The sequence below is a fragment of the Vibrio sp. 10N.286.52.C3 genome, assembly GCF_041468865.1.
Taxonomy (GTDB): domain Bacteria; phylum Pseudomonadota; class Gammaproteobacteria; order Enterobacterales; family Vibrionaceae; genus Vibrio; species Vibrio crassostreae_C.
This window is the reverse complement of record NZ_JBFRJM010000017.1, coordinates 16,927-37,814: the sequence shown is the minus strand read 5'-3', so window position 1 is coordinate 37,814 and position 20,888 is coordinate 16,927. Positions and strand designations below refer to the sequence as shown.

General features: G+C 43.9%; 20 protein-coding genes. 10 read left to right on the top strand and 10 right to left on the bottom strand.

Annotation, left to right across the window (positions count from 1 at the left end):
- The first annotated feature begins 204 nt into the window (after nt 1-204).
- The 3 genes from AB4138_RS07380 (at nt 205) to AB4138_RS07370 (ending at nt 2,935) form a co-directional block, all read left to right on the top strand.
- Nucleotides 205-1,203 (top strand): porin, encoded by a 999-nt coding sequence (locus tag AB4138_RS07380; RefSeq protein WP_372132747.1) that lies wholly within the window; start codon nt 205-207, stop codon nt 1,201-1,203.
- Between the two features lie 155 nt (nt 1,204-1,358).
- A complete protein-coding gene (locus AB4138_RS07375; RefSeq protein ID WP_102465584.1) occupies nt 1,359-2,249 on the top strand; it encodes a DMT family transporter in 891 nt (296 codons plus the stop codon).
- A 68-nt stretch (nt 2,250-2,317) separates the two neighbouring features.
- Complete coding sequence (locus AB4138_RS07370) at nt 2,318-2,935, top strand: glutaredoxin domain-containing protein (RefSeq protein WP_017062739.1); 618 nt, start codon at nt 2,318-2,320, stop codon at nt 2,933-2,935.
- A gap of 153 nt (nt 2,936-3,088) precedes the next feature.
- On the opposite strand, the gene AB4138_RS07365 is transcribed toward AB4138_RS07370, so the two are convergent.
- The 3 genes from AB4138_RS07365 to AB4138_RS07355 form a co-directional block, all read right to left on the bottom strand.
- A complete protein-coding gene (locus AB4138_RS07365) occupies nt 3,089-3,223 on the bottom strand; it encodes a hypothetical protein (RefSeq protein WP_010431176.1) in 135 nt (44 codons plus the stop codon).
- 285 nt (nt 3,224-3,508) lie between these two features.
- Entirely contained in the window at nt 3,509-3,859 is a 351-nt protein-coding gene (locus AB4138_RS07360) for a hypothetical protein (RefSeq protein ID WP_017057980.1), read from the bottom strand.
- A gap of 100 nt (nt 3,860-3,959) precedes the next feature.
- Entirely contained in the window at nt 3,960-5,165 is a 1,206-nt protein-coding gene (locus AB4138_RS07355; RefSeq protein WP_372159042.1) for a multidrug effflux MFS transporter, read from the bottom strand.
- A 108-nt stretch (nt 5,166-5,273) separates the two neighbouring features.
- Here AB4138_RS07355 and AB4138_RS07350 point away from each other — a divergent pair, with 108 nt between their 5' ends.
- A complete protein-coding gene (locus AB4138_RS07350; RefSeq protein ID WP_017068382.1) occupies nt 5,274-6,170 on the top strand; it encodes a LysR family transcriptional regulator in 897 nt (298 codons plus the stop codon).
- A 142-nt stretch (nt 6,171-6,312) separates the two neighbouring features.
- Nucleotides 6,313-8,157 (top strand): putative bifunctional diguanylate cyclase/phosphodiesterase, encoded by a 1,845-nt coding sequence (locus AB4138_RS07345; protein ID WP_372074929.1) that lies wholly within the window; start codon nt 6,313-6,315, stop codon nt 8,155-8,157.
- Nucleotides 8,158-8,263: 106 nt separating this feature from the next.
- Here AB4138_RS07345 and AB4138_RS07340 read toward each other — a convergent pair whose 3' ends face one another.
- The 3 genes from AB4138_RS07340 to AB4138_RS07330 form a co-directional block, all read right to left on the bottom strand.
- Nucleotides 8,264-9,574 carry a peptidoglycan DD-metalloendopeptidase family protein gene (locus tag AB4138_RS07340; protein WP_108110734.1) on the bottom strand — a complete coding sequence of 437 codons (1,311 nt, stop codon included), beginning with the start codon at nt 9,572-9,574 and terminating at the stop codon, nt 8,264-8,266.
- A 276-nt stretch (nt 9,575-9,850) separates the two neighbouring features.
- Nucleotides 9,851-10,150, bottom strand: a complete 300-nt coding sequence (locus AB4138_RS07335; RefSeq protein ID WP_009845720.1) for an isoamylase early set domain-containing protein — start codon at nt 10,148-10,150, stop codon at nt 9,851-9,853.
- Between the two features lie 124 nt (nt 10,151-10,274).
- Nucleotides 10,275-10,928, bottom strand: a complete 654-nt coding sequence (locus AB4138_RS07330; protein WP_017062744.1) for a hypothetical protein — start codon at nt 10,926-10,928, stop codon at nt 10,275-10,277.
- A gap of 32 nt (nt 10,929-10,960) precedes the next feature.
- On the opposite strand from AB4138_RS07330, the gene AB4138_RS07325 reads away from it, so the two are divergent.
- The 4 genes from AB4138_RS07325 to AB4138_RS07310 all read left to right on the top strand — a co-directional run bounded on the left by AB4138_RS07325 (nt 10,961) and on the right by AB4138_RS07310 (nt 16,199).
- Nucleotides 10,961-11,443: a GFA family protein gene (locus tag AB4138_RS07325; protein WP_170791798.1), complete on the top strand. Its 483-nt coding sequence runs from the start codon at nt 10,961-10,963 to the stop codon at nt 11,441-11,443.
- A gap of 175 nt (nt 11,444-11,618) precedes the next feature.
- Nucleotides 11,619-12,293, top strand: coding sequence for a YoaK family protein (locus tag AB4138_RS07320; RefSeq protein ID WP_017062746.1), 675 nt, complete (start codon nt 11,619-11,621; stop codon nt 12,291-12,293).
- Nucleotides 12,294-12,521: 228 nt separating this feature from the next.
- Entirely contained in the window at nt 12,522-13,892 is a 1,371-nt protein-coding gene (locus tag AB4138_RS07315; protein ID WP_017067418.1) for a YjiH family protein, read from the top strand.
- 435 nt (nt 13,893-14,327) lie between these two features.
- Complete coding sequence (locus AB4138_RS07310) at nt 14,328-16,199, top strand: methyl-accepting chemotaxis protein (RefSeq protein ID WP_017062748.1); 1,872 nt, start codon at nt 14,328-14,330, stop codon at nt 16,197-16,199.
- A 128-nt stretch (nt 16,200-16,327) separates the two neighbouring features.
- Here AB4138_RS07310 and AB4138_RS07305 read toward each other — a convergent pair whose 3' ends face one another.
- Complete coding sequence (locus tag AB4138_RS07305; protein WP_017062749.1) at nt 16,328-17,734, bottom strand: alpha-amylase family glycosyl hydrolase; 1,407 nt, start codon at nt 17,732-17,734, stop codon at nt 16,328-16,330.
- A gap of 283 nt (nt 17,735-18,017) precedes the next feature.
- Nucleotides 18,018-18,299, bottom strand: a complete 282-nt coding sequence (gene ppiC, locus AB4138_RS07300; protein WP_258185064.1) for a peptidylprolyl isomerase PpiC — start codon at nt 18,297-18,299, stop codon at nt 18,018-18,020.
- Between the two features lie 281 nt (nt 18,300-18,580).
- Between ppiC and AB4138_RS07295 the strand changes: the two genes are divergently transcribed.
- Complete coding sequence (locus tag AB4138_RS07295) at nt 18,581-19,495, top strand: chemotaxis protein (protein WP_017062751.1); 915 nt, start codon at nt 18,581-18,583, stop codon at nt 19,493-19,495.
- A 94-nt stretch (nt 19,496-19,589) separates the two neighbouring features.
- Here AB4138_RS07295 and AB4138_RS07290 read toward each other — a convergent pair whose 3' ends face one another.
- A complete protein-coding gene (locus tag AB4138_RS07290) occupies nt 19,590-20,150 on the bottom strand; it encodes an ATP:cob(I)alamin adenosyltransferase (RefSeq protein WP_017062752.1) in 561 nt (186 codons plus the stop codon).
- 113 nt (nt 20,151-20,263) lie between these two features.
- Nucleotides 20,264-20,794, bottom strand: a complete 531-nt coding sequence (gene hutZ, locus AB4138_RS07285; protein WP_081229408.1) for a heme utilization protein HutZ — start codon at nt 20,792-20,794, stop codon at nt 20,264-20,266.
- Nucleotides 20,795-20,888 lie beyond the last annotated feature (94 nt).

Sequence of the window (20,888 nt, the reverse complement as noted above, 5' to 3'; positions counted from 1 at the left end):
AAATACACGCAACTTGTATAACTATTCATAGAACACTCAGTCGCATGAAATAAAAATGCAATAAAATCAACACTTAAAAAAGTTCCCCATTCACGAAAATGTAATTTTATGGAAATGAAAGCTTAATTTATCTGCTCTAAATTAGCTTCATATCGAAACGGAGAGCACATTGCTCACGGATTTTAAAATACAAGGTAAGTGATTATGAAAAAGGCAGTTCTAGCTTCTGCAGTGGTAGCGGCACTAGTTTCAGGTTCATCTCTAGCAGCAACAGTTTACAGCTCTGACGGTACAGAACTTAAAATTGGCGGTCGTGCGGAATTCCGTGGTGATTTCATTGGTTCAGGCGGTAAAGAAATCGACGGAACAATGAAAAATAAAAGCCGTGTACGTTTAAATGTTGGCGGTACTACAGAAATCACTAGCGACCTATCTGGTTTTGGTTTCTACGAAGCAGAACAAGGCGTAAATTCTTCAGCTGACAATGATGAAACTGACAACTTTAAGCAACGTTACATGTATGCAGGTTTTGAAGGTAACTTCGGCGCAGTATCAGTAGGTCGTCAAGATACAGCTGCAGCTCAAATCTCAGAAATGTCGGATGTTACTATCTACTCTGGTGACCAAAAAGCATTCATCAATGCAGGTGACGAGCAAATCAATAACACGTTTGTATACGCTTACGACGCAGACGCACTTTCTCTTAAAGCAAGTTTGATTGCTGGTGAAGACAAAGATACTGACGGTTACGGTATCTCTGGTATTTACACACTACCAATGGGCTTAGGTTTTGGTCTTGGTTACTCAGGTAACGACAACGGTACTGGTAATGGTTCAGCAACGGCTGTAATCGCTGGTATTAATTACAAAATGGATGCTCTATATCTAGGTGCAACCTACACAATGGGTGACCTAGACGACAAAGCAAAAACTGAGTTCTCTGGTGTAGAAGTTGCGGCTAAGTACAAACTAACAGATCAGTTTGAATTGGCTGCTTTGTACCAAAAACAAGAAAAAGACGCGACACAGAACTTAACTGTAGACACAGCTGACTTCTTTGAGCTGACTGGTACTTACAAGTTCAACAAATCTATCCGTACATACGTTGCTTACCAATTAAACAATCTAGACGACGTAAAAGTTGCAGGTTTAGAAACACAAAGTGAAGACTCTCTTCGCCTAGGTGTACGTTACGACTTCTAATCTAAATCGACTTTAGATACAGACTAAAAAGGTTGGGCAATGGCTCAACCTTTTTTCATATTCAAATATTCTGACTGACTTCATCAATGCTTTTTCTGGTTAAGTGGTGCTAAATCCGTATCATAGGTGAACCACATCAAATAATTAGAAGCATCATGTCACAACACCATCCGATCCAAGGCGCTAGCTGGATGCTAACCGCAGGCCTAGCCTTTGCCGTTATTAACAGCCTAACTCAAATTGCTAGCATTCATTTCGGACTGACTTCTACCACCGTTGCCGTCATTCAATACGCCATCGCGTTATTCGCTATTCTTCCTTACCTAAAAACGCTGGGTATTCGCCGCGCGCTAAAAACCGACAACCTCAAATTGCACGTATTCCGTGTCTTCTTGTCTGTTATTGGTATTCAACTTTGGATATGGGCACTGGCTTACCCAGTACCAATTTGGCAAGGCATTGCCCTTCTCATGACATCGCCATTGTTTGCAACCATTGGTTCAGGGCTTTTCTTAAAAGAGAAAGTTGGGGCTGCTCGCTGGGGCGCGACCTTAGCAGGCTTCGTGGGTGCGATGGTGATTCTAGAGCCGTGGGCTGAAGATTTTAACTGGGCAACGTTATTACCAGTCGGTGCCGCTTTCTTCTGGGCATGCTACTCACTGATGGTGAAAAAGCTCTCTTCACAAGACAGCCCTTCTACCATGGTGGTCTACCTTTTACTATTGATTACACCATTTAACATCCTACTTGCTGCGCCAGATTGGCAGACGCCAAGTGGCGGTACGATTTGGGCGATCTTAATTGTCATCGGTGTTATGACGGCACTTGCTCAATGGGCAATTGTAAAAGCCTACTCAGTCGCTGATGCTTCATTCGTACAACCTTTTGACCACGCAAAATTACCGCTAAATGTCCTAGCAGGTTGGATTGTATTTAGCTGGGTTCCACCGGGTCGTTTATGGCTCGGGGCTGCTATTATTATTGCGTCAGTCGCATTTATAACGCACTGGGAAACGAAAAAGCCGTCAAAACTGAAGAAAGTTTAGGGTTAGTGAAATAAATAGTTCAACAGTCCGTTCTATATGGATAAGAGAATTCAAACGAGGCCGTAACCATGAAGAAACCAGTCAAGATTACACTATACCGTTGGGCAGGCAGTTGGGGTCCATTTAAAGTTAATATCCCATGTGGAGAATGTACCCTTACCAAAGACATTCTGAAGGATACTTTTGAGAATGAGTTGGCCGATGTCGATGTCGAACTGGAAGTGAAAGATTGGTTGTCTCACTGGTGGGAGCCGCTAAAACTAGGCTCTTGGCATGCTCCAATCCTTGTTGTTGAAGGCAAAGTGGTCAGCCAAGGTGAAGCGCTGAATCGCGGTGTGTTAATCCAATCGGTGATCAAAGAGTGGACCAAACGAGACAGCCTAAAAGGCAACATCGTTTATGGTAAGGCGACCTGCCCATTCTGTGTTAAAGCGAAGAAAATGCTGGATGAAGCGGGTGTTGAATACCAATACCACGATGTCGTAAAAGATAGCGCCGCTTTGTACCGTATGATTCCAGAGGTAAAAGCACACATTGGTGAGAAAACACCGGTCACCGTCCCGCAGATCTGGCTTGATGGTAAGTACATCGGTGGTGCCGATAACTTAGAAGCGTGGATGAAAGAGAATGGCTTAGATAGCATCCCTAATAATGTGGTCGACTTATCCAATCAATCTGCTGGCTGAGTTCATTAAAAGCCATTAGTCAGAAGCTTAATTAGTGTTTTTTGTGTCCATCCACAACAAAACAAAGCGATAACTTTCACCAATCGCTAAAACGAAAAAGGCCTTAAACTTCATCGAGTTTAAGGCCTTTTAAAATTCCGTTTTTGAAAATGCTTATTTAGCCATTTTCTTCATCATTCGCTTAAAGAACGATGGTTTCTTTGGCTTTGAAGTGCCGTACAATGCTTCGTGCATCATGTTTTTTGCTGCCATTTGACCAAGGTATGCGTGGCCTAGTTCGTAATTCATGCTTATCTCCGCACATAATCAACTTTCTTTAGCGCGGATTCTACACTTAAAACGCCCAAAAACAAGATCTAAATCACACTTTAATGCAATATTAAGCATTCATTTGCAATTAGCCTAATTTTGTCTCTGTGCTAATCAGCATTGTTTTTGTATATCAATGAGTTAACCTAAATTCTGGTTTGAGCTTAATGCTCCATTCCTAATAACAACCCAAGACATTGATTTAGACACTGATAAAAAAAGCAGCTCAATAGAGCTGCTTTCTAAAATGCTTTACTGAGAAACCTAGCTGCGCTTTGGCTGTCTGTAAGTTTTACCGGCAATTTGGTATGTGTCTTTTTGCTTCAATTCAAACATCGTTTCAAAGAACCAAGCTGCAAATTTGATTAAGTCATCGCCTTCATTCATAACATGTTCGATGTACTCTTGCTCTTCGCCTTGTTCATTTTCTTGAAGCGTCACGTGGTAAATACGCTTTTCGCCTTCCACTTCAGCAAGTGCAAATTGACCAGTCAGTGATGCAGCAGCCTCAGCGACTTCTGTATCCTCATTGGATTTCAATAGCTCAAGCGCTTGAGGCAGGCCATCTAGTGCGCAGATAGCTTTTACCAGTACTTCAAATTCATTTTGCTGCATTTTGTTTTTACCTATTCAATGGACCGAAGCATTGTAGAAAACCATCAGCACAAATACAACGTATTAACGATGGTGCGTTAAACGATAGTGAATTTAGTGTTTAGCTATATTCCACTTCAACAGTATCGCCTTTGTTGTTCATTTTGGTTGAAGACCAAAGCACTCCGCCCATGGCTGCGCCAATAATGAGGTAGAACACGCCTAACTGTAGATGAGTCGTGACCCAACTCTCTACTAGATACCCACCCAATAAACCCGCTAAACACATCTGAATAGAGCCCGACAATGCCGATACTGCGCCCGCTTGCTTCTTATGAGGTTCTAATAACATGCTGATTGATAATGGGAACGAAATGCCTTGTGCTATCGCCAACCAAGTAAACGCCCAAACCAAGTTAAAGATGGATAACTCATGAGTAAGAAGCCAAGTTCCCGAAGCCAAAATAATCAAAATCGCAAGGCTCATCAATTGCGGAGTGCTAAACCTACGATTGAGCAAGTTCAAAGCCACGCTACCGATCAGTAAGCCTGCCGAAGGGACAATCATCAATGAACCATACTCAGCGGCGGTCAGCCCCAATTGCTCTTGCATTAAGAATGGGAATAAAGATAACGATACCAAACTCGCCATATAACTCATCCAGTTATAACTGGCGCTGCTTATCACTTGGCGATTCGTTAACAAGCGTCCGTAGTTCTTTACCACTTGGCTGATTTCAAAACGGCTCTTCCCATATGGCAGAGTTTCATGCAACACGAAGTAACCCAGTGTGAATATCGCCAGTAAATACAATAGAACGAAAAGGAACACCGCCTGCCAACCAAGGTGGAATGAAATCCAGCCACCAAATACAGGCGCGATGATCGGCATAATCGACGCGGTGATCGAGATATAAGACAACGCTTTGGTAAGCTGTGAACCATCATAGCTGTCACGAAGCACACTTCGCCCAAGAACCGAGGCACTGCCCGCCCCTAAACCTTGCAGCAAGCGACCAACTTCTAGCGCCGTCATATTGTCAGAAAACACAACACAAACGACTGTACCAATCAAATAAACACCCTGACCTAACAAGAAGATAGGTCTTCTTCCCACCGCATCGGACATCGGTCCGTAAAATAGCTGAGACAAGCCAAAACCCACCAGAAACAGCGTGACGAGCAGCTGTACATCTACTTGAGTAGCACTTAAGTCAGAAGCAATTAACGGCAATGCTGGCAAGTAGATGCTCACACCCACCTGCCCCGTAGCAATAATCATCATTGCTAAGAGTAACGGCGTTTTTTTAAAGGTCGATTGGCTCAAAAAATTCCCTATTCGTTTGATATTTGTTCATTAGATGAGTTTACATTCAAAACCAATAATTGATAATTAGCTAAATTGGAATTTTATTAAGTCCTAACAGGAAATAATATGGATTGGATTCTTAACGTAAAAAGCTATGTCAGAGTAGTGGAAGAAGGTAGCTTCAATGGTGCTGCTCGAAAACTTAACACCACCAGCTCGGCGATCAGCAAAAGAGTGAACTGGCTAGAAGAGCGCATAGGCACCCAACTGTTAAAGCGCACCACGCGATCAATTAGCCAAACCGAAGCAGGTGCGCTCTTTTACCTGCGAGCCAAGGATCAGCTCGACAATTGGCAGTCCATTATTGATGAGACTCGCTCGGTTAACCAAACCCCAGCAGGCCTATTAAAGATTGGCGCTACGATTGCGGTTGGCTCTAAGTTTCTGGTGCAATACATGGACGACTTCTTAGAAAAATACCCTGATATTAAGGTGCAGCTGATCACGACCACGCCAGGCCAATTACCTGAACTGGGCTTAGATCTGGTGATCAGTCGTGAACTAGAACAACTCAACTCATTAAGCTTCAAGAAAACACCGCTGTTTGAACACAGAGCCAGCTTCTATGCAGCACCAAGCTATCTTGCCAAACACGGCTACCCCACTTGCGAGCAAGATTTGGAGCAACACAACTCGTTAATTTGGGGAGAGCGTCCGACCCGTGAAGTAGCACTCACCAAAGGGCAGCGAATAACGTTAAACGGTAACTTTGCGACCACTAATCCAGAGGCTTTGTTTCATGCTGCGAAGCGAGGAATGGGCGTACTGTTAACCATCAAAGCGATGATCAAAGAGGATCTAAAGCAAGGGACATTAGTTCCAGTATTGCCAAATATTACCGCCGACGAAGTGATGGTTTACGCGTACTACCCTAAGCTTGATTACTCGCACACGCGAACCAAGCTCTTTTTGGACCATCTGAAAGACAGGCTAGACAAAGAGCGTAGCACGCAAGCTCTGTGAAATAAGTCACGTTTTAATTTGAAAAGTTATACAACACGGTCAATAATAAACTTGACGCATATAGATTATACAAGTTCGCACATATACAAGATAATACGTATACCGCTTACACAGTGAATCTGGTTAACTAGGGGTGGTGGCTATGACTCAACATACGCACAATAGCATGATAGACACAGAGCGCATTGGCCGTTTGCTGAAATTGGAAGGTATCGACCTTTTAGAGTCAGCTGTGCTTACTTTACATCAGACCTTTGATACTCAATACACCAGCATCATTGAGAAGAAGTACTTCCCTGACCAAACCGTTCCTTTGGTGATCGCCCATTCTGATCATGTATTGCATGACAAAATCAATGCGCGCCATGGTCACATCTACCAACAAGCCGTCAACCAAAGACACCCAGATTGCTCGTTTGCTCAGTACGTCGTCCAGTCATTGCCAACATCGGCATTTAGGCAGGAAATCACCTCACAAAACTCCATCGCGATCCCGACTCAAACTCAAAGTGGCGAAGTGATGGGCGTGCTGTTTTCAACGTTCACCTCGCCTCTTAGCCCTGATCAGCAACAAGACGTGGTAAAGCACCATCAATTGTTCGCCGACATCATCATCCATACCTTGCGTGAAATGTGGTTTAACGACCGTTCCGAACAACTTGTAAATCAGCTTAGTTATGAGGTGTCACACGACAGCCTAACCGGGTTACTCAACCGAAGCTGTTTATCAGATACCTTAGAGTCGATTACTCAACAGAGCGTCACTCCGTTTACATTGGCTTTACTCGATATCAATAGCTTCAAAGCCATTAATGATATGCACGGTAATTATATTGGCGACAAGGTGCTGCAGTTTGTCGCAGAAATATTGCGCCGAACTTTACCTGAAAGCAACCTGACTTTCCGGACTGCTGGCAACGAGTTCGCCTTCATCACCTACCATTCTGATCCGATAGCCGTGTGCGAACAAATACTGGCCAAAATTAAGCAGGGCTACAGTAGCGTTGATATCAAGATAGATTTCGACGTCAGCATCGGTATTGCCAGTTCGGATGGAGACAACAAAGACGTTGAGCAAATCATCTTCAATACCAGCTTGGCGCTTAAAGAGTGTAAACACAGCCAAGATACTCATATTCAATGTTATGACACTCACTTAAGAGTTCGTTACCAAAGAAAAACCGAGCTAGTCGCAGCGCTACGAAGTGAGCTGGAAAACCCAATTTCACAAAGCTATATCCCCGACAGCAATGGAATGTACGTAGTGGTACAGCCGATTGTGGGTCAAGGTGAAACGCAATGGGAATATTTCGAGGTACTGACTCGCTGGAAAACCGCCAGACATGGAGACATCTCACCCGTAGAGTTTATTCAAGTGGCAGAAGAGTCAGGGCTGATTGTCGAATTAGGTGAACGCATTATTGAATTGGTGTGCCGCGCTAAAACCACACTAGAGCAAGGCTTGGGCTACAAGGTTAAACTTGGAATCAACTGCTCTGCGCACGAGCTTACTGATTCGAAACGTTATATATCCTACCTGACTCGAACCATTGAACAGCACCATTTTAAGGCGAATGAGTTTGTTATCGAGTTAACCGAAACCGTTCTGTTATCGCCAACACAAGAGACAAAATCCGCGCTTAACTTTCTGAGAGGACAAGGCTTCACGATTGCACTCGACGACTTTGGTACAGGCTACTCCAGTTTGAACTACATCCACAGCTACCCTATCGATTGCATTAAAATTGATGCGACCTTTATTCGAGACTTGTTAACTAGTTCGACCTCAGAGAGCGTAGTATGGCTGATTGTTCAACTGGCCCATAGACTCGATGTATCTTTGGTTGCGGAAGGTGTTGAGAAGCGTGAGCAATTAGAAAAGCTGCACGCGATGGGATGTGACAAGATCCAAGGTTACCTCTACTCACCTCCAATGCGGCCTGAAGCTATCGTTAGCTATGTCGCGCACTTAGAGCCTTTAGTTTAAACCCTTACCGAACCTTCTATTGAGAACTAAAAAGCCGCAAGAGCATCACTTAACACTGACTGTGCTTTGTGATGCTCTTGCGGCTTTAAAACAGTTTAATGGCTAGCTACTTACTAGCATTATTAACCATTGCTAGATTGCGCGTTTCTAACGCTGCCTTCAATAGCTTGTCGGCTTCATCTCTCGCGGCTGTGAATGTCGCTTTTTCCTTTTTAGGCACAGAATCGGCCATTGGGATATTCGCTTTCATCGCATCAACAGGGCGACCACGTTCGATCAGTTCATAGTGCAAGTGAGCACCTGTCACTCGACCCGTTTTACCCGATAGGCCAATACGCTGTCCACGAGATACCGTTTGTCCTTTACGAACAAGGATCTTGCTTAAGTGCAAGTAGCGCGTTTTATAAGTGCTACCGTGTTGAATCACCACATAGTTACCCGCATAAGGGTGTTTACGCGTCATGATCACTTTGCCATCACCCGTTGCTTGAACAGGTGTGCCAATTGGTGTCGCGAAATCCGTACCGTTGTGCGGTGAAATGCGGCCAGTCACAGGGTGTAAGCGCTTAGGGTTAAACTGAGAACTTTGGCGCCAGCTACTGCTCACTGGGTAACGTTGGAAAGCACGTTGTAAGCTATCGCCATTAGCATCGTAATATTGTCCGTCAGTGTGTAAGTATGCTGACACAACGCGGTTACGATTCATGATCTTAATTGCTTCAATTTCACGTTTTCCGGTTGCAACACCATCAACATATTGCGCTTTTTGAAGCACTTCAAACTGATCGCCAGCACGTAGGTCTCGGCTAAAGTTCAGCTTATCTTTAAGAAGAGTCACAATATGGTCAATCTCAAGACTGCTCAGGCCAACCTTGTTCGCCGACATAGAGAAGCTGCCTTGAATATCACCCACTAAAGGTTTTTGCTTCCATTCACCAGGAATAGAGATGTCTTCGAATTCGTAGCTGCCGTCATCAAGTAATCGGTAAACCACTTTGTCCGCGACGCTAAATTGAAGTTCCATTTTAGAAAGGTCGCCGGTCGCTTCATCACGCCAAAAGCGTAATGTATTACCCGGACGAAGCGTATCTAAAGCAAGGAAGTTCAAATCAGTTTCCATCACGCTCATCATCGATTTGTAAGAAAATCCAAGCTGAGTGAAGATGCTACTCAAGTTATCGCCCGTTTGAATTTGATACTCAAATGTCGGCGGCTCAATAACGGTAACAGAAGATGGTGACAGAATTGACTCAATAACGGTTGAGTCGGGCAAATCAAGATCGATCGTTTTCGTCAGATCCGATTGTGACGATTGCAAAGCAACACCAATCGCAGCAATAAGTGGCAGTCCCAAAATAGCTACTTTTTTTACAGGTGAAAGCTCAGCAAACGGAGAGGGAAATATTTTTGAATACACGGTAAACAGGTCTTTCTACGATATAAAGGCATAGGATATGCTTTTCAAACGCATAAATCATCAATGCATTGTCATAATATGATGTGAATCTTCCCAACTTAGCCTAAGTCATTGAGTTGCCGTAGATGAAGAGCCACTAGATAAGAAATAAAATTAACCGCTAAATTTAAAAATAAAAAAGCAGAAACGGCTAGTTTCTGCTTTCTATTGGTTGACGTTATTCCGTTTCGAATAATTAATAAACGAAGCGAATTAGTCGCTGGTTTTAAGAAAAGATTATGCGTTTACCGTCGACACTAGGCAGTTGTCTTCACCAAATTCATTTGGGATGTAACGATCGGCATTCGCATCGTTCACCCATTGTTGGTCATCAACTAGGTAGCGGAATTGAAACTCGCCATCTTTAGGTAGACGAGTTTTAAACTTGTAAACCTTCCCTTTGGCCAGTTTTTTCATTGGGGTGGCTTTCCAATCAAGAAAGTCAGCAACGATGGATACAGAGTTCGCTTCCTGAGCTTCTAGCTCGAAGGTCACTTCAACTTCATCTTTCGTCTTAAAAAAACGTTTATTAATCATTCGCAAGCTCCATTTGTAAAAATAAGCGGACACAAAGCTAAGTGTGTCTAAATTTCATTCATCTAACTAAGATAATATGTAATTTGACTCACATAAACAACAGATCCTTACATTCACGCAAACGTTATTGCTTACCAATTGATTGCGTATCAAAAGAAAAACTCATTAACACCTTTTCAGAAGGGGGTTCTGCAAATGATTGTTCCGCAGAATGCTGAGTAAAGCCGATAAAACCTTCCCCAGTAAGTTTATTCTGTGATTGCGAATCTGGCAGCTGAGCGACCTCCAATGTCTGAATTTGTATACGGTCACCCAGTAAAAGTTGGTCGACTAACACCACGCGGCTTCGTTGCTGGTCATGTTTAAACAGGCCTAGATAATAGAACACACCGCTGCCTTGGTTAGATATCCACATCGGCGCGACAAAGAAACTCGCCTTGCCCAGCGTGGCGGCTGAAAGATTATTTGTGTCTACCGTTACCACACCGCGCTCAACACCTGAGTCATAGCGTCCAAACGCGATGGCTCTAGGCTCATCAACTTCATTGATAAAAGCGTAGGCGTTAGTCTCAGGAACTTTAATTGTCCATGGATTGGTCGTCTTCAAATCAAAAACGGTTTCTACGACTGGGTCATAACTCACTTGAGAAGAAGGAAACTTCGCCAAGATCTCTTCGTCACTTAAGCTAAATCGATAAATACCCGCCACTATCACGACAACCAGCATGACAATTGGAATCAGTAGAATCAGAGGGATAGGTAAGATTTTCTTTTTCATGGGCAATTATATTCTTTTGTTTTCATCCAGTTGTGCAGACCATAAAGGGCTTTAGTATAATTATCAATACAGGGTTAACCAGAAGTGGAGCATGGATGGATATCAATCATATTAAAGATAGAAATATCAGAAGTTGCGAATGCCGCTGTGGAGCAGTCAACCTAGTATGCCGAGGTGAACCTCAACGTACATCTGTCTGCCATTGCTATGAGTGTCAGAAACGCACCGGAAGTGTGTTCGGCATTCAGGCTCGGTTCCCAATAGAACAAGTTACACTCAGCGGTGAAGTGACCTCTTTTTCACGCATCAGCGATACGGGTAATGAAGTCACCTATCAGTTTTGTCCCAAGTGTGGCACCACCATGCTTTTGCAGTCGGTTGCCGCCGCTGATTTTTATATCGTCCCGCTCGGATTATTTAAAGAGCAAGACTTCCCACTGCCGAGCTTTTCGGTTTATGAAGAACGCAAACACGGTTGGGTTAAGTTCGACCACCAAATGAGCCATTACAACTAGTTCGTCATTGAGCGTTATCTTTATCTCGTTATTGACCGTTATCTTTATATAGCAACAGTATTAAAACAAACTGCAATACTGTTGCCTAAGATCAAATATCACCGCTTCACAGCGCTAGCGTATCTTTTGTCTAGCGTTATAATCTTGCTCCTCTATTTAACCCAGGGTGAACCACATGATTTCTAAGTTACCTCGCTGGGTTGAATACGGCGCCCTTTTGTTAGCTGGTCTTGCTGGCAGTGTTAATGCTATCGGCTTACTTGGCTTCCAACATCAAGCTATCTCCCATATCTCCGGCACCATGTCTTTGCTAGGCAGTAGCCTGCTTACACCGACCTCGGCTTCTGTTCACCTCCTATTGGTGATCATGAGCTTCATGTTAGGTGCGGCGTTCAGCGGGTTCTTTATTGAAAACCAAGCATTGAAGTTAGGACGCCGTTACGGTGTTGCACTATGTATTGAGGGTGGATTGCTGTTTTTGGCGCTGTGGACACTGTTGCAAGGCTATACTTCAGGTCAGTATTTCGCTTCAGCCGCGTGTGGTTTGCAGAACGCGATGATCACCACTTACAGCGGGGCAATCATTCGAACAACACACATGAGCGGGATCATTACCGATCTTGGGATCATGATTGGCGCTCGCTTAAAGGGGATGCCTTTTGACCGCCGTAAAGCCAAACTGCTAATTTTCATTGTGGTTGGCTTCCTGTTTGGCGGCTTAATTGGCGCTTGTCTGTTCCAACGCTTCGAAATCTTGGCATTGGCTTTCCCTGCCTCTTTTGCTTTCATTATTGCGTTTAGCTACTGGTTATACTTGACCTATCGAACTGAAACCCCAGTCAATTTATAAATATCTGGCAATATAACCTCAAACTACGTAACATCCGCAACACTTTATTCTAAACTCTTAATACGTTGCAGAATAACCAGTATGAATATTTAGCGATATTTGATGAATAGTATTGCAAGCGATATTAATACTGGGTAATCTTGCACCCAATGAGAAAATACGGACGTTTAGTGAATAAAAATGCCAAGGATGTGGCTTTTTTACGTGTAGAAATTCGAGAACAATAACATGTCTAACAACAAGAATACTGCTCAAACAGAGAAATCTAAAGGCAGTTTCTGGGTTTTCTTAATCCCATCATTGATTGGTTTATTCCTTTTCATGGCGCCAATCAGCTATCAAGGTGATCTAACCATCCCTGTAGCTATCTTAGCCAAATCAATTCAAGCGGTTTTCGGTGAATATCTAGTCCCTATCATCACTGCGATCGTTGCTTTCATGTCTGTAGCTTCAGTTTTAAGCACCATTTTTAAGCCTACATTCATTACATCAAATTCATTTTTAAACGGCCTTTTCAACCCATCTCCACTGTGGTTGCTGGTTCGTTTAATTGGTGGTGCTGCAGCCGTTATGGCTTTCTTCCAAGTTGGCCCTGAGGTTATTTGGGAAGAAAATACTGGTGGTCTGGTTCTAGAAGGCCTGCTTCCGACACTGTTCTCAGTATTCATCTTTGCTGGTTTGCTACTTCCGCTTCTACTTAACTTTGGTCTACTAGAGCTGTTTGGCACGCTACTAAGTAAAATCATGCGTCCAATCTTCAACCTACCAGGCCGCAGTGCTATTGACTGTATGGCTTCTTGGTTGGGTGACGGCAGTGTTGGTATCCTGCTTACAAGCAAACAGTACGAGAAGAAATTCTACACTCAGCGTGAAGCTGCGGTTGTTGGTACGACTTTCTCAGCAGTATCTATCACATTCAGTCTTGTGGTTATTGCTCAGGTAGAACTAGAGCACCTGTTCCTACCTTTCTACGCAGCAATCTGTTTAGCGGGTATTGTGGCAGCGGTGATCATCCCTCGCCTTCCACCACTAAGCATGAAGAAAGATACTTTCATTGATGGCAGCAAGCCGCACAAAGACGCTGACGCGATCCCAGCAGGTCACTCAACGTTCTCTTGGGGTCTTGAGCTAGCGGTAAATAAAGCATCTCAAGTAAAGTCGGCTAAATCTGTATTTGGCGAAGGCGTTCGTAACGCCGTAGATATGGTATTTGGCGTACTGCCTGTTGTTATGGGTTTAGGTACAATGGCACTGGTTATTGCGGAATACACGTCTGTGTTCTCAATCCTAGGTCAGCCTTTCATTCCATTCCTAGAGCTACTTGGTGTTCCTGAAGCGGTTGCAGCATCTGAAACGATTGTTGTTGGTTTTGCGGACATGTTTATCCCAGCAATCCTTGCGGCTTCTATCGACAACGAGATGACTCGCTTTGTTATTGCAGCAATGTCGGTAACTCAGCTGATCTACATGTCTGAGGTGGGCGCTCTACTTCTAGGCAGTAAGATTCCAGTGAACATCTTAGAACTGTTTATTATCTTTATTCTACGTACGTTAATTACGCTTCCAGTTATCGCTGGTGTAGCGCATCTAATATTCTAAATTAGATACTACTTATGTAACTCAATAAAGATTCAGTTTATAAAGCCTCACTTTTGTGGGGCTTTTTATTTGCGAAAATATATACACAGTATTATTTGGAGTTCAATTAATTTATAAGCTCTGCATGTCATTTGATTTCATATCGTTTGTTCACCCCGCCTCTTTTTAATAGAAAACTGAACGCATAACTATCAAATTAATACATTCTTAATTCCTCCTTAAACTCCGTCTAGCCCCATTCCCCAACTCATTTAACCAAATACTAAAAGCAACAAATATGCGCTTTAGTGAATTTTGCATTGTTTAGGTTGTTGTATTTTTGTAGTCTATTTTGTGAAATTACATTCAAGTAAAATCCAATCTAGTCGATATATATAATTACAAAAACACGATTAACTTTAGTCTTCGCAAAGCCTGTGAGAAGGGGAAAACTCAATGAAATTTAGCCATAAGGTGGTTGCTGCATCATCAGCCTTGCTGCTAGTGACAGTATCATTGCTTTCAATACAACAACTTTACACCGTAAGAAGTGCAGTAGAAAACCACGTCAATGCGAGCCTGAAAGAGATGGTCTCGGGCGTGAAAAATACCGTCGTATCGGAGATGAACGCCAAGAAAGCGTTGGCTCAATCGACGACTGAAGTCATCGAGATCAACCCTGAAGATCGCGCTTACGTTAAAGAAATCTTAGAAAAGCCAAAGCTTAAAAACAGCTTCCTAGCGGTTGGTTTTGGTTATGAAGCAAACGGTTTCGTTATTGAAAATGATGATGGTTGGGATGCCGGTCCAGACTACGACCCACGAATTCGTCCTTGGTACATTGATGCTAAATCCAAAAACAGTTTAGTTGTTACCGCTCCTTATGTGGATGCATCAAGTAAGAAAGTCATCATATCAGTAGGTACTCCAGTTAAAGACAACGGCCGCTTTACTGCGGGTATGTTCTACGACCTAGAATTGACGAACCTTGCTACCTTGGTCAACCAAGTGAACTTGTTTGATGCGGGTTACCTGTTCCTAGTAACAGCCGACGGCACCACGATTGCTCACCCAAATGCGAAAAACAACGGTGAAACGCTATCAAGCTACATGCCACAAGCGACTATTCGTGAAGGCTCTCAAGAAATTGAAGTCGACGGCAAAATGTTCCTAGTTAATTTCACCCACATCCCTAGTGAAGATTGGTATATAGGTGCAATCCTCGATGAAGAGATCGCGTTCCAAACCGTTGAAGAATTGAAGAACAGCTCAATGATCTACTCGTTGATTGCAGTTATTCTCAGCATCATTGCACTGACTGTTCTGATTCGTGTGTTAATGCGTCCACTGGATGCGCTTAACCAAGCCATTCAAGATGTGGCGAGCGGTCAAGGTGATTTAACTAAGCGCCTAGATACCAACACAGACCAAGAGTTCTCTGACCTAGCGAAAGGTTTCAACACCTTTACTGAAAACCTGCAAAATCAGATCATTCAATCGAAAGCGATTGGTGTTGAAATTAAGCGTGGTACTGAAATCACGGTTAAAGGTGCAGGCGAATCAGCGAAAGCGATGAATACCCAACTGGAAGAGCTTGAACAGTTAGCGACTGCAATGAACGAGATGGCGGTTACTGCAACTGAAGTTGCAAACAATGCTCAAGGCGCAGCAGCGGCAGCCCGTGAAGCAGACGAAGCAACGCTAGACGGCACATCTGTCGTAAGTGACACCACTCAAGCGATTGATAACCTTTCAGCACGTATCGACCAAGCGGTTGCCGAAGTACAAGTACTTGAATCAGCAACAGCCAACATCGAAACAATTCTAAAAGTAATCAACGATATTGCAGACCAAACCAACCTACTGGCATTGAATGCGGCTATTGAAGCGGCGCGTGCTGGTGAATCAGGCCGTGGTTTCGCAGTCGTTGCCGATGAAGTTCGTACTCTGGCACAACGTACTCAAGAATCAACTACGGAAATCCGCAACATGATCGAGCAGCTCCAAGCGGGTGCAAGCTCAGTATCGAACGCGATGAACCAAAGTAAAGACACAGCCACTGACGCCGTTGAACGCGCTCAGCAAGCGAACTCTTCACTTGACCGTATCCGTGACGCGATTCAACGCATCTCAGATATGAACATCCAGATTGCTTCAGCGGCAGAAGAGCAGAGCTTAGTAGCGGAAGAGATCAATAACAACACTGTTAAGATCAAAGACCTTTCAACACAAGTATCAACAGCGGCCCAAGAAGCGAATACCGCAATGCAGCAGCAAACTGACAATGTTCGCCAACAAGACGAGCTATTGAATAAGTTTACGGTTTAACCAAGGTTTGGCTCAGTTGCCGTTTGGCTGAGTCGCCATTTGGTTTAGTTACCGAGCAATAGCTTAAAATAAAAAGCCCCGATTACTGATTGCCAGTAAGCGGGGCTTCTCTTTCTAGTCTATCCAAGTTAACTCGTGACAGGCTTCAATTCATTCGTCGTTAACATCATACATTGGTTCGATTCCACCTTGATGGTTAAATCCTTACCAACACATTCAAACACATCATCCGACAGTAAATCGGTTACCGCACCAGTCCAATTTAATGAGGCTGTTTTGCTTCGCTTCGACTTGTTGATCACCACAATGCCTTTATCGCCACGGACAAACACCAACAAATCATCATTCGCTTCAACCACACGCATCGCTTCGCCATGAACATGGTTATGGAATTGAATCATGCTTTTCATGTAAGGCGCTTGCCAGTCGTTAAGCCAACGAGGCTGACCGCTCTTGTCCAGAATACCGCTGGTGCTCAGTTCACTGTAAACAAGCGGCACACCGCCGTCTCGACCAAGAATGAAAGCATGAGCCAATCGCTCATCCACTTCATCCATCACATGCTCCAAAAACACCTCGTTATTGGGAATATCATGAGTGACCGCAAACGTGATCGCTCGCATATTCGACAGAGCCTGACCAAAACAGTATGGGTTAATCAAAGACTTAAAGCTGCCCTGCTCTTCAAATGCTTTGAAGATGGTGTTGAACAACGGGAAATCGTAAGCGCCTAAGCGAGTGTGTTTAAGATAAGGCTCAAGGAACAGCTCATACTCTTCTTCTGTCGCGCCGCCATCGGTAATGATCTCACCGAAGATGTGCATTTCTTCGCAGATGTCATCCGTCCACACCTTGCGTAGATGTGCCAGTGTCATGTGCTTTGCCGCGTCAATGCGAAACCCTTTCACACCAATCTCTTTCAGTGCTTTTAGGTAGGCTCTTTGCTGTGCCACCACATTATCGTTATCAAGCAGCGTTGGCAGGCCAGGGTCGCTCGCGCCACCGGTAATACGCCCGTTTTGCACTTCCCAAGTGTCTTTCCAGTTCTTGATGCCAAACGCCTCCACGAAGTCGTTCTCATCAAATAGAGGCTCAGAAAGGTCACCAAACAAACGTATGGATTCATAATAGTCAGCATCTTTTTGATAAGACGCCATGTCTTGCTGATTGGGATACGTTAGATCACCGCGGATACCCGATTCGTTGGCCATGTGGTTAAACACCACATCCACATAAGTACGAAGCCCATGTCGCTTTAACGTGTCGACCATCGCTTTAAAATCTTGTGTGTCACCCAACTGATTATCGATCACACGATAGTCTTGGGGCTGATAGCGTTGCCACCATTGAGTGCCAGAATTTCGATCGCAACCTTTAGGGCCGCGCAGCGATTTCATCGCCGGTGATACTAAAACAGATTTATAACCCAACTCTTGGATCAGTGGGGCGTTCTTCATTACGTCAGCGTAGCACCAGTCAAAGGCATGCAATATGACATCTGTCGCTGGTTTGCTTAACATAGCTGAACTCTCCATGTTGTTCTCCTACCAAACTCGTTTACAGCTTTTTAGAAAAGGCAAAGGCTAAAAGGCAAAGCTGCAATAAATTTCCTCAAGAATGGCATTTATTATATGAGTTACTCATTAAAAACCCTCCTCCTCCTACCAATTACTCACGGTGGATGGTTGAGGGCGTAGCACCAATTATCGCATAACGTCTGGGATGAACACTCAACCGTATTGCTTTAAAACGCGCAAAAAAGTCACAAAAAAGGAGCGTATATACGCTCCTTTTATTCAATCTATCACATATTTATTGCTAAGTTCTGTAAAGAACCTTAACCACATGCCAACCAAATTTTGTTTTCACAAGGTGTGGTACTAGCGTCTCGCCAGAGAAACAAACCTTATCAAACTGAGGCACCATTTGACCTTTTTTGAACTCGCCTAGGTCGCCGCCCTTTTTACCTGATGGACAGGTTGAATGTTTCTTCGCTAACGTTTGAAATTTAGCGCCCTTTTTAAGCTGCGTCATGATGTCTTCTGCTAGTTCTTTATGCTTCACCAAAATATGAAGCGCTGCTGCTGTTCTTGCCATGATAATTCTCAGTTTGTTGCTGCCAGTTTACTTTCGACGGTTGCTTTGAACATCGCTAATGAACTGACTGTTGTAAATCTGTTTGCCGCTAACGGCTTATCGACATAAATCCATCGACAGCCAGCGTTTAACGTGATTTTAACCCAAGAACCGCTATTCTTCACTCTATAAGCGAAAACAACTGCCTTAAAGGCCACTAAAAACCGCATCGCGACTTGCTGCGGCTTCCATTTCCCTTTAAATTAATCCTTATAAATTAAGCGCGTATTAAGTAGGAGCCACTTATGGCCAAACCGATCAGTAAAGCGAGTCAGTCACAGGGAATGTTGATGTTCAAGTTATCCCTCACTCAAAGTTTTGCGATTGGCACGCTTAAGGTCAGAGAGATCGTCCCTTTTCAGCCGATGACTCAGATCCCCTACTCTCATCATCACGTGATTGGTACAGTGACTATCCGCGACCTTACGGTTCCTGTGATTGATATGTCCGCTGCGATTGGCTTCCGTCCGATAACACCCGCTGAATACCAAGATTGCGTACTCATCGTCACCGACTGTTTAAGAACCGTTGTGGCGTTCTTGGTTCGTTCGATTGATAAGATCATTGAATGCGACTGGAAGAGTATTGAATCTCCACCCACCAGTGTGGGTCGCAATGTGTTTGTAACGGGTATTACACGTTTTGAAGACCGTATTGTGCAAATGCTCGATGTGGAACTGCTGCTTTCTAAGATCTACCCAGCTTATGAGAATGCTCATATCCCGATGCTGACCGATGTAGAAAGGGAACGTCTCAAAGCGTTGAACATCTTGTTGGTTGATGACTCGTTAATTGCACGTAAGCAACTATCTGACGCTCTAGACAGCATCAACATCCCTTATAGCATCTGTAACAATGGCTTAGATGCGATTGACCTGATGCGACGTCAAGCCAGCGCTGGCAATGCCATTGATCTTCTGGTGAGTGATATCGAGATGCCGGGATTAGATGGTTATGAGCTTGCATTTGAAGTGCAAAACGACAGCGCTTTAAGTCACGCTTACTGTATTTTGCATACCTCACTGTCCAGTGAGATCTGTGTCGACCGTGCTAATCAGGTGGGGGCGCATGAAGCGCTTGAGAAGTTCAACGCGGGTGAATTAATCGAAGCTATGCTACGCGGCGCAAAAGTCTTAAACGGCGCCTCTACGGCTGCTTAGGCTCTGTTATAGAAGCTAAACCTGGCATAGTGCTCAATGGTTTAGCTTCTTAGTCTCTTCTTTCTTCAAATCTTAATAAGAATAGAGCTAACCGTTAGTCTTTGTTTTCTGGCATAGACTTTTTCGGCATAGAGTAGCTCTTACTCACAAATTCCACTTCCTCGACTTCATTCACATGATTGGTAAAAGAGGCCAATGCATAGAGAGTGTTCGCGACTAGGTTGGCGTATTTAAAAAGAATCGGGTCTGGCGACTTTTTGCTTTCATGATGTTCAATACTCACCAAAGCTCGCACAACTTTCTTAGCCTGACAACGACACAAGTGAAGTTCACTAGACACTCGGTGTCCACCGGGTAAGACAAAGCCTTTAACCCCCCCTTCTAACTGCTCACGGATACGATGATAATCTTGCTTGAGCTCGACCAATTCAGACTCGGTGATGGCAAGCTTACCGCGCACAGAGCCATTCAAATGGTAGATGTTTGGCTGCAAGCGTTGCAGGATCTCACGAACCTGAGGCTCTAGCTCTAAAGACAATACCAATCCAACTCGGCAACAAAGTTCATCCGACAAAATCTCAAAATCACAGATAGGACTGTCTTCATAAATAAACGGGTAACAGAACTCGTCCCAATCTCGACTTACTGGTTTCACGTACCGATCCTTACACATAAATAGTCATCAAACGTCAATATACCAAACTCTTTGATTTAGACATAAAAAAGCCCTCACATTGGAGGGCTCCTAAAGAAATCGATTAAACGAGATTACTCGTTAGATACTTTTTTGTGACCTTCTTGTAGGTGAACGAAATCCACCAGATCGTCGCCTGACACTTGGTATGCCTGACCAAAGCCTTTAACGAACAGGCCGTTCTCAGCTTTAAGGTTAAACAGAGAGAAGTCTTGAAGTTGGCTCAAACCATCAATGATTTCACCAAAACGCTCTTGCATCTGGCCAATCACTTGAGTCCAAAGTTCCGTTTCACGATCTACAACACTTGCTTGAGCATCAAACGTTAAACGTTTACGTGCGTAAAGTTGCTTCGAGCTCTCTTCGTCTTCAATCATCATCAAAGAGACCTGAGGGTTCGCTTTCAAGTTGCGAGCATGACGAGCAATATCAGAAATTAGAACAAAGTAACCTTCTTGGTTCTGAACGAAAGGTGCGTAACTTACGTTCGGGCGACCTTCTTCATCAACCGTTGCAAGTTGAAGGGTACGGCGCTCTTGGCGAAACTCTTTAATTTCTGGACCTAGGCGACCTTGTAGACGTTCTTGTTTTACTTGCTGTTCCATGGGTAATTCCTTTCTTCACTTTCTCTGATTTATTATTTTTGCCCAAGGTTGAGCGATCATTAGCGAACTAAACGATCCTCGAGCATTGATGTCT

What these genes read in the sequence shown, in the direction of transcription:
- AB4138_RS07380 (WP_372132747.1), top strand. Translation starts at nt 205, where the DNA reads ATGAAAAAGGCAGTTCTAGCTTCTGCAGTGGTAGCGGCACTAGTTTCA.
- AB4138_RS07375 (WP_102465584.1), top strand. Translation starts at nt 1,359, where the DNA reads ATGTCACAACACCATCCGATCCAAGGCGCTAGCTGGATGCTAACCGCA.
- AB4138_RS07370 (WP_017062739.1), top strand. Translation starts at nt 2,318, where the DNA reads ATGAAGAAACCAGTCAAGATTACACTATACCGTTGGGCAGGCAGTTGG.
- AB4138_RS07365 (WP_010431176.1), bottom strand. Translation starts at nt 3,223, where the DNA reads ATGAATTACGAACTAGGCCACGCATACCTTGGTCAAATGGCAGCAAAA.
- AB4138_RS07360 (WP_017057980.1), bottom strand. Translation starts at nt 3,859, where the DNA reads ATGCAGCAAAATGAATTTGAAGTACTGGTAAAAGCTATCTGCGCACTA.
- AB4138_RS07350 (WP_017068382.1), top strand. Translation starts at nt 5,274, where the DNA reads ATGGATTGGATTCTTAACGTAAAAAGCTATGTCAGAGTAGTGGAAGAA.
- AB4138_RS07345 (WP_372074929.1), top strand. Translation starts at nt 6,313, where the DNA reads ATGACTCAACATACGCACAATAGCATGATAGACACAGAGCGCATTGGC.
- AB4138_RS07335 (WP_009845720.1), bottom strand. Translation starts at nt 10,150, where the DNA reads ATGATTAATAAACGTTTTTTTAAGACGAAAGATGAAGTTGAAGTGACC.
- AB4138_RS07330 (WP_017062744.1), bottom strand. Translation starts at nt 10,928, where the DNA reads ATGAAAAAGAAAATCTTACCTATCCCTCTGATTCTACTGATTCCAATT.
- AB4138_RS07320 (WP_017062746.1), top strand. Translation starts at nt 11,619, where the DNA reads ATGATTTCTAAGTTACCTCGCTGGGTTGAATACGGCGCCCTTTTGTTA.
- AB4138_RS07315 (WP_017067418.1), top strand. Translation starts at nt 12,522, where the DNA reads ATGTCTAACAACAAGAATACTGCTCAAACAGAGAAATCTAAAGGCAGT.
- AB4138_RS07310 (WP_017062748.1), top strand. Translation starts at nt 14,328, where the DNA reads ATGAAATTTAGCCATAAGGTGGTTGCTGCATCATCAGCCTTGCTGCTA.
- AB4138_RS07305 (WP_017062749.1), bottom strand. Translation starts at nt 17,734, where the DNA reads ATGGAGAGTTCAGCTATGTTAAGCAAACCAGCGACAGATGTCATATTG.
- AB4138_RS07295 (WP_017062751.1), top strand. Translation starts at nt 18,581, where the DNA reads ATGGCCAAACCGATCAGTAAAGCGAGTCAGTCACAGGGAATGTTGATG.
- hutZ (WP_081229408.1), bottom strand. Translation starts at nt 20,794, where the DNA reads ATGGAACAGCAAGTAAAACAAGAACGTCTACAAGGTCGCCTAGGTCCA.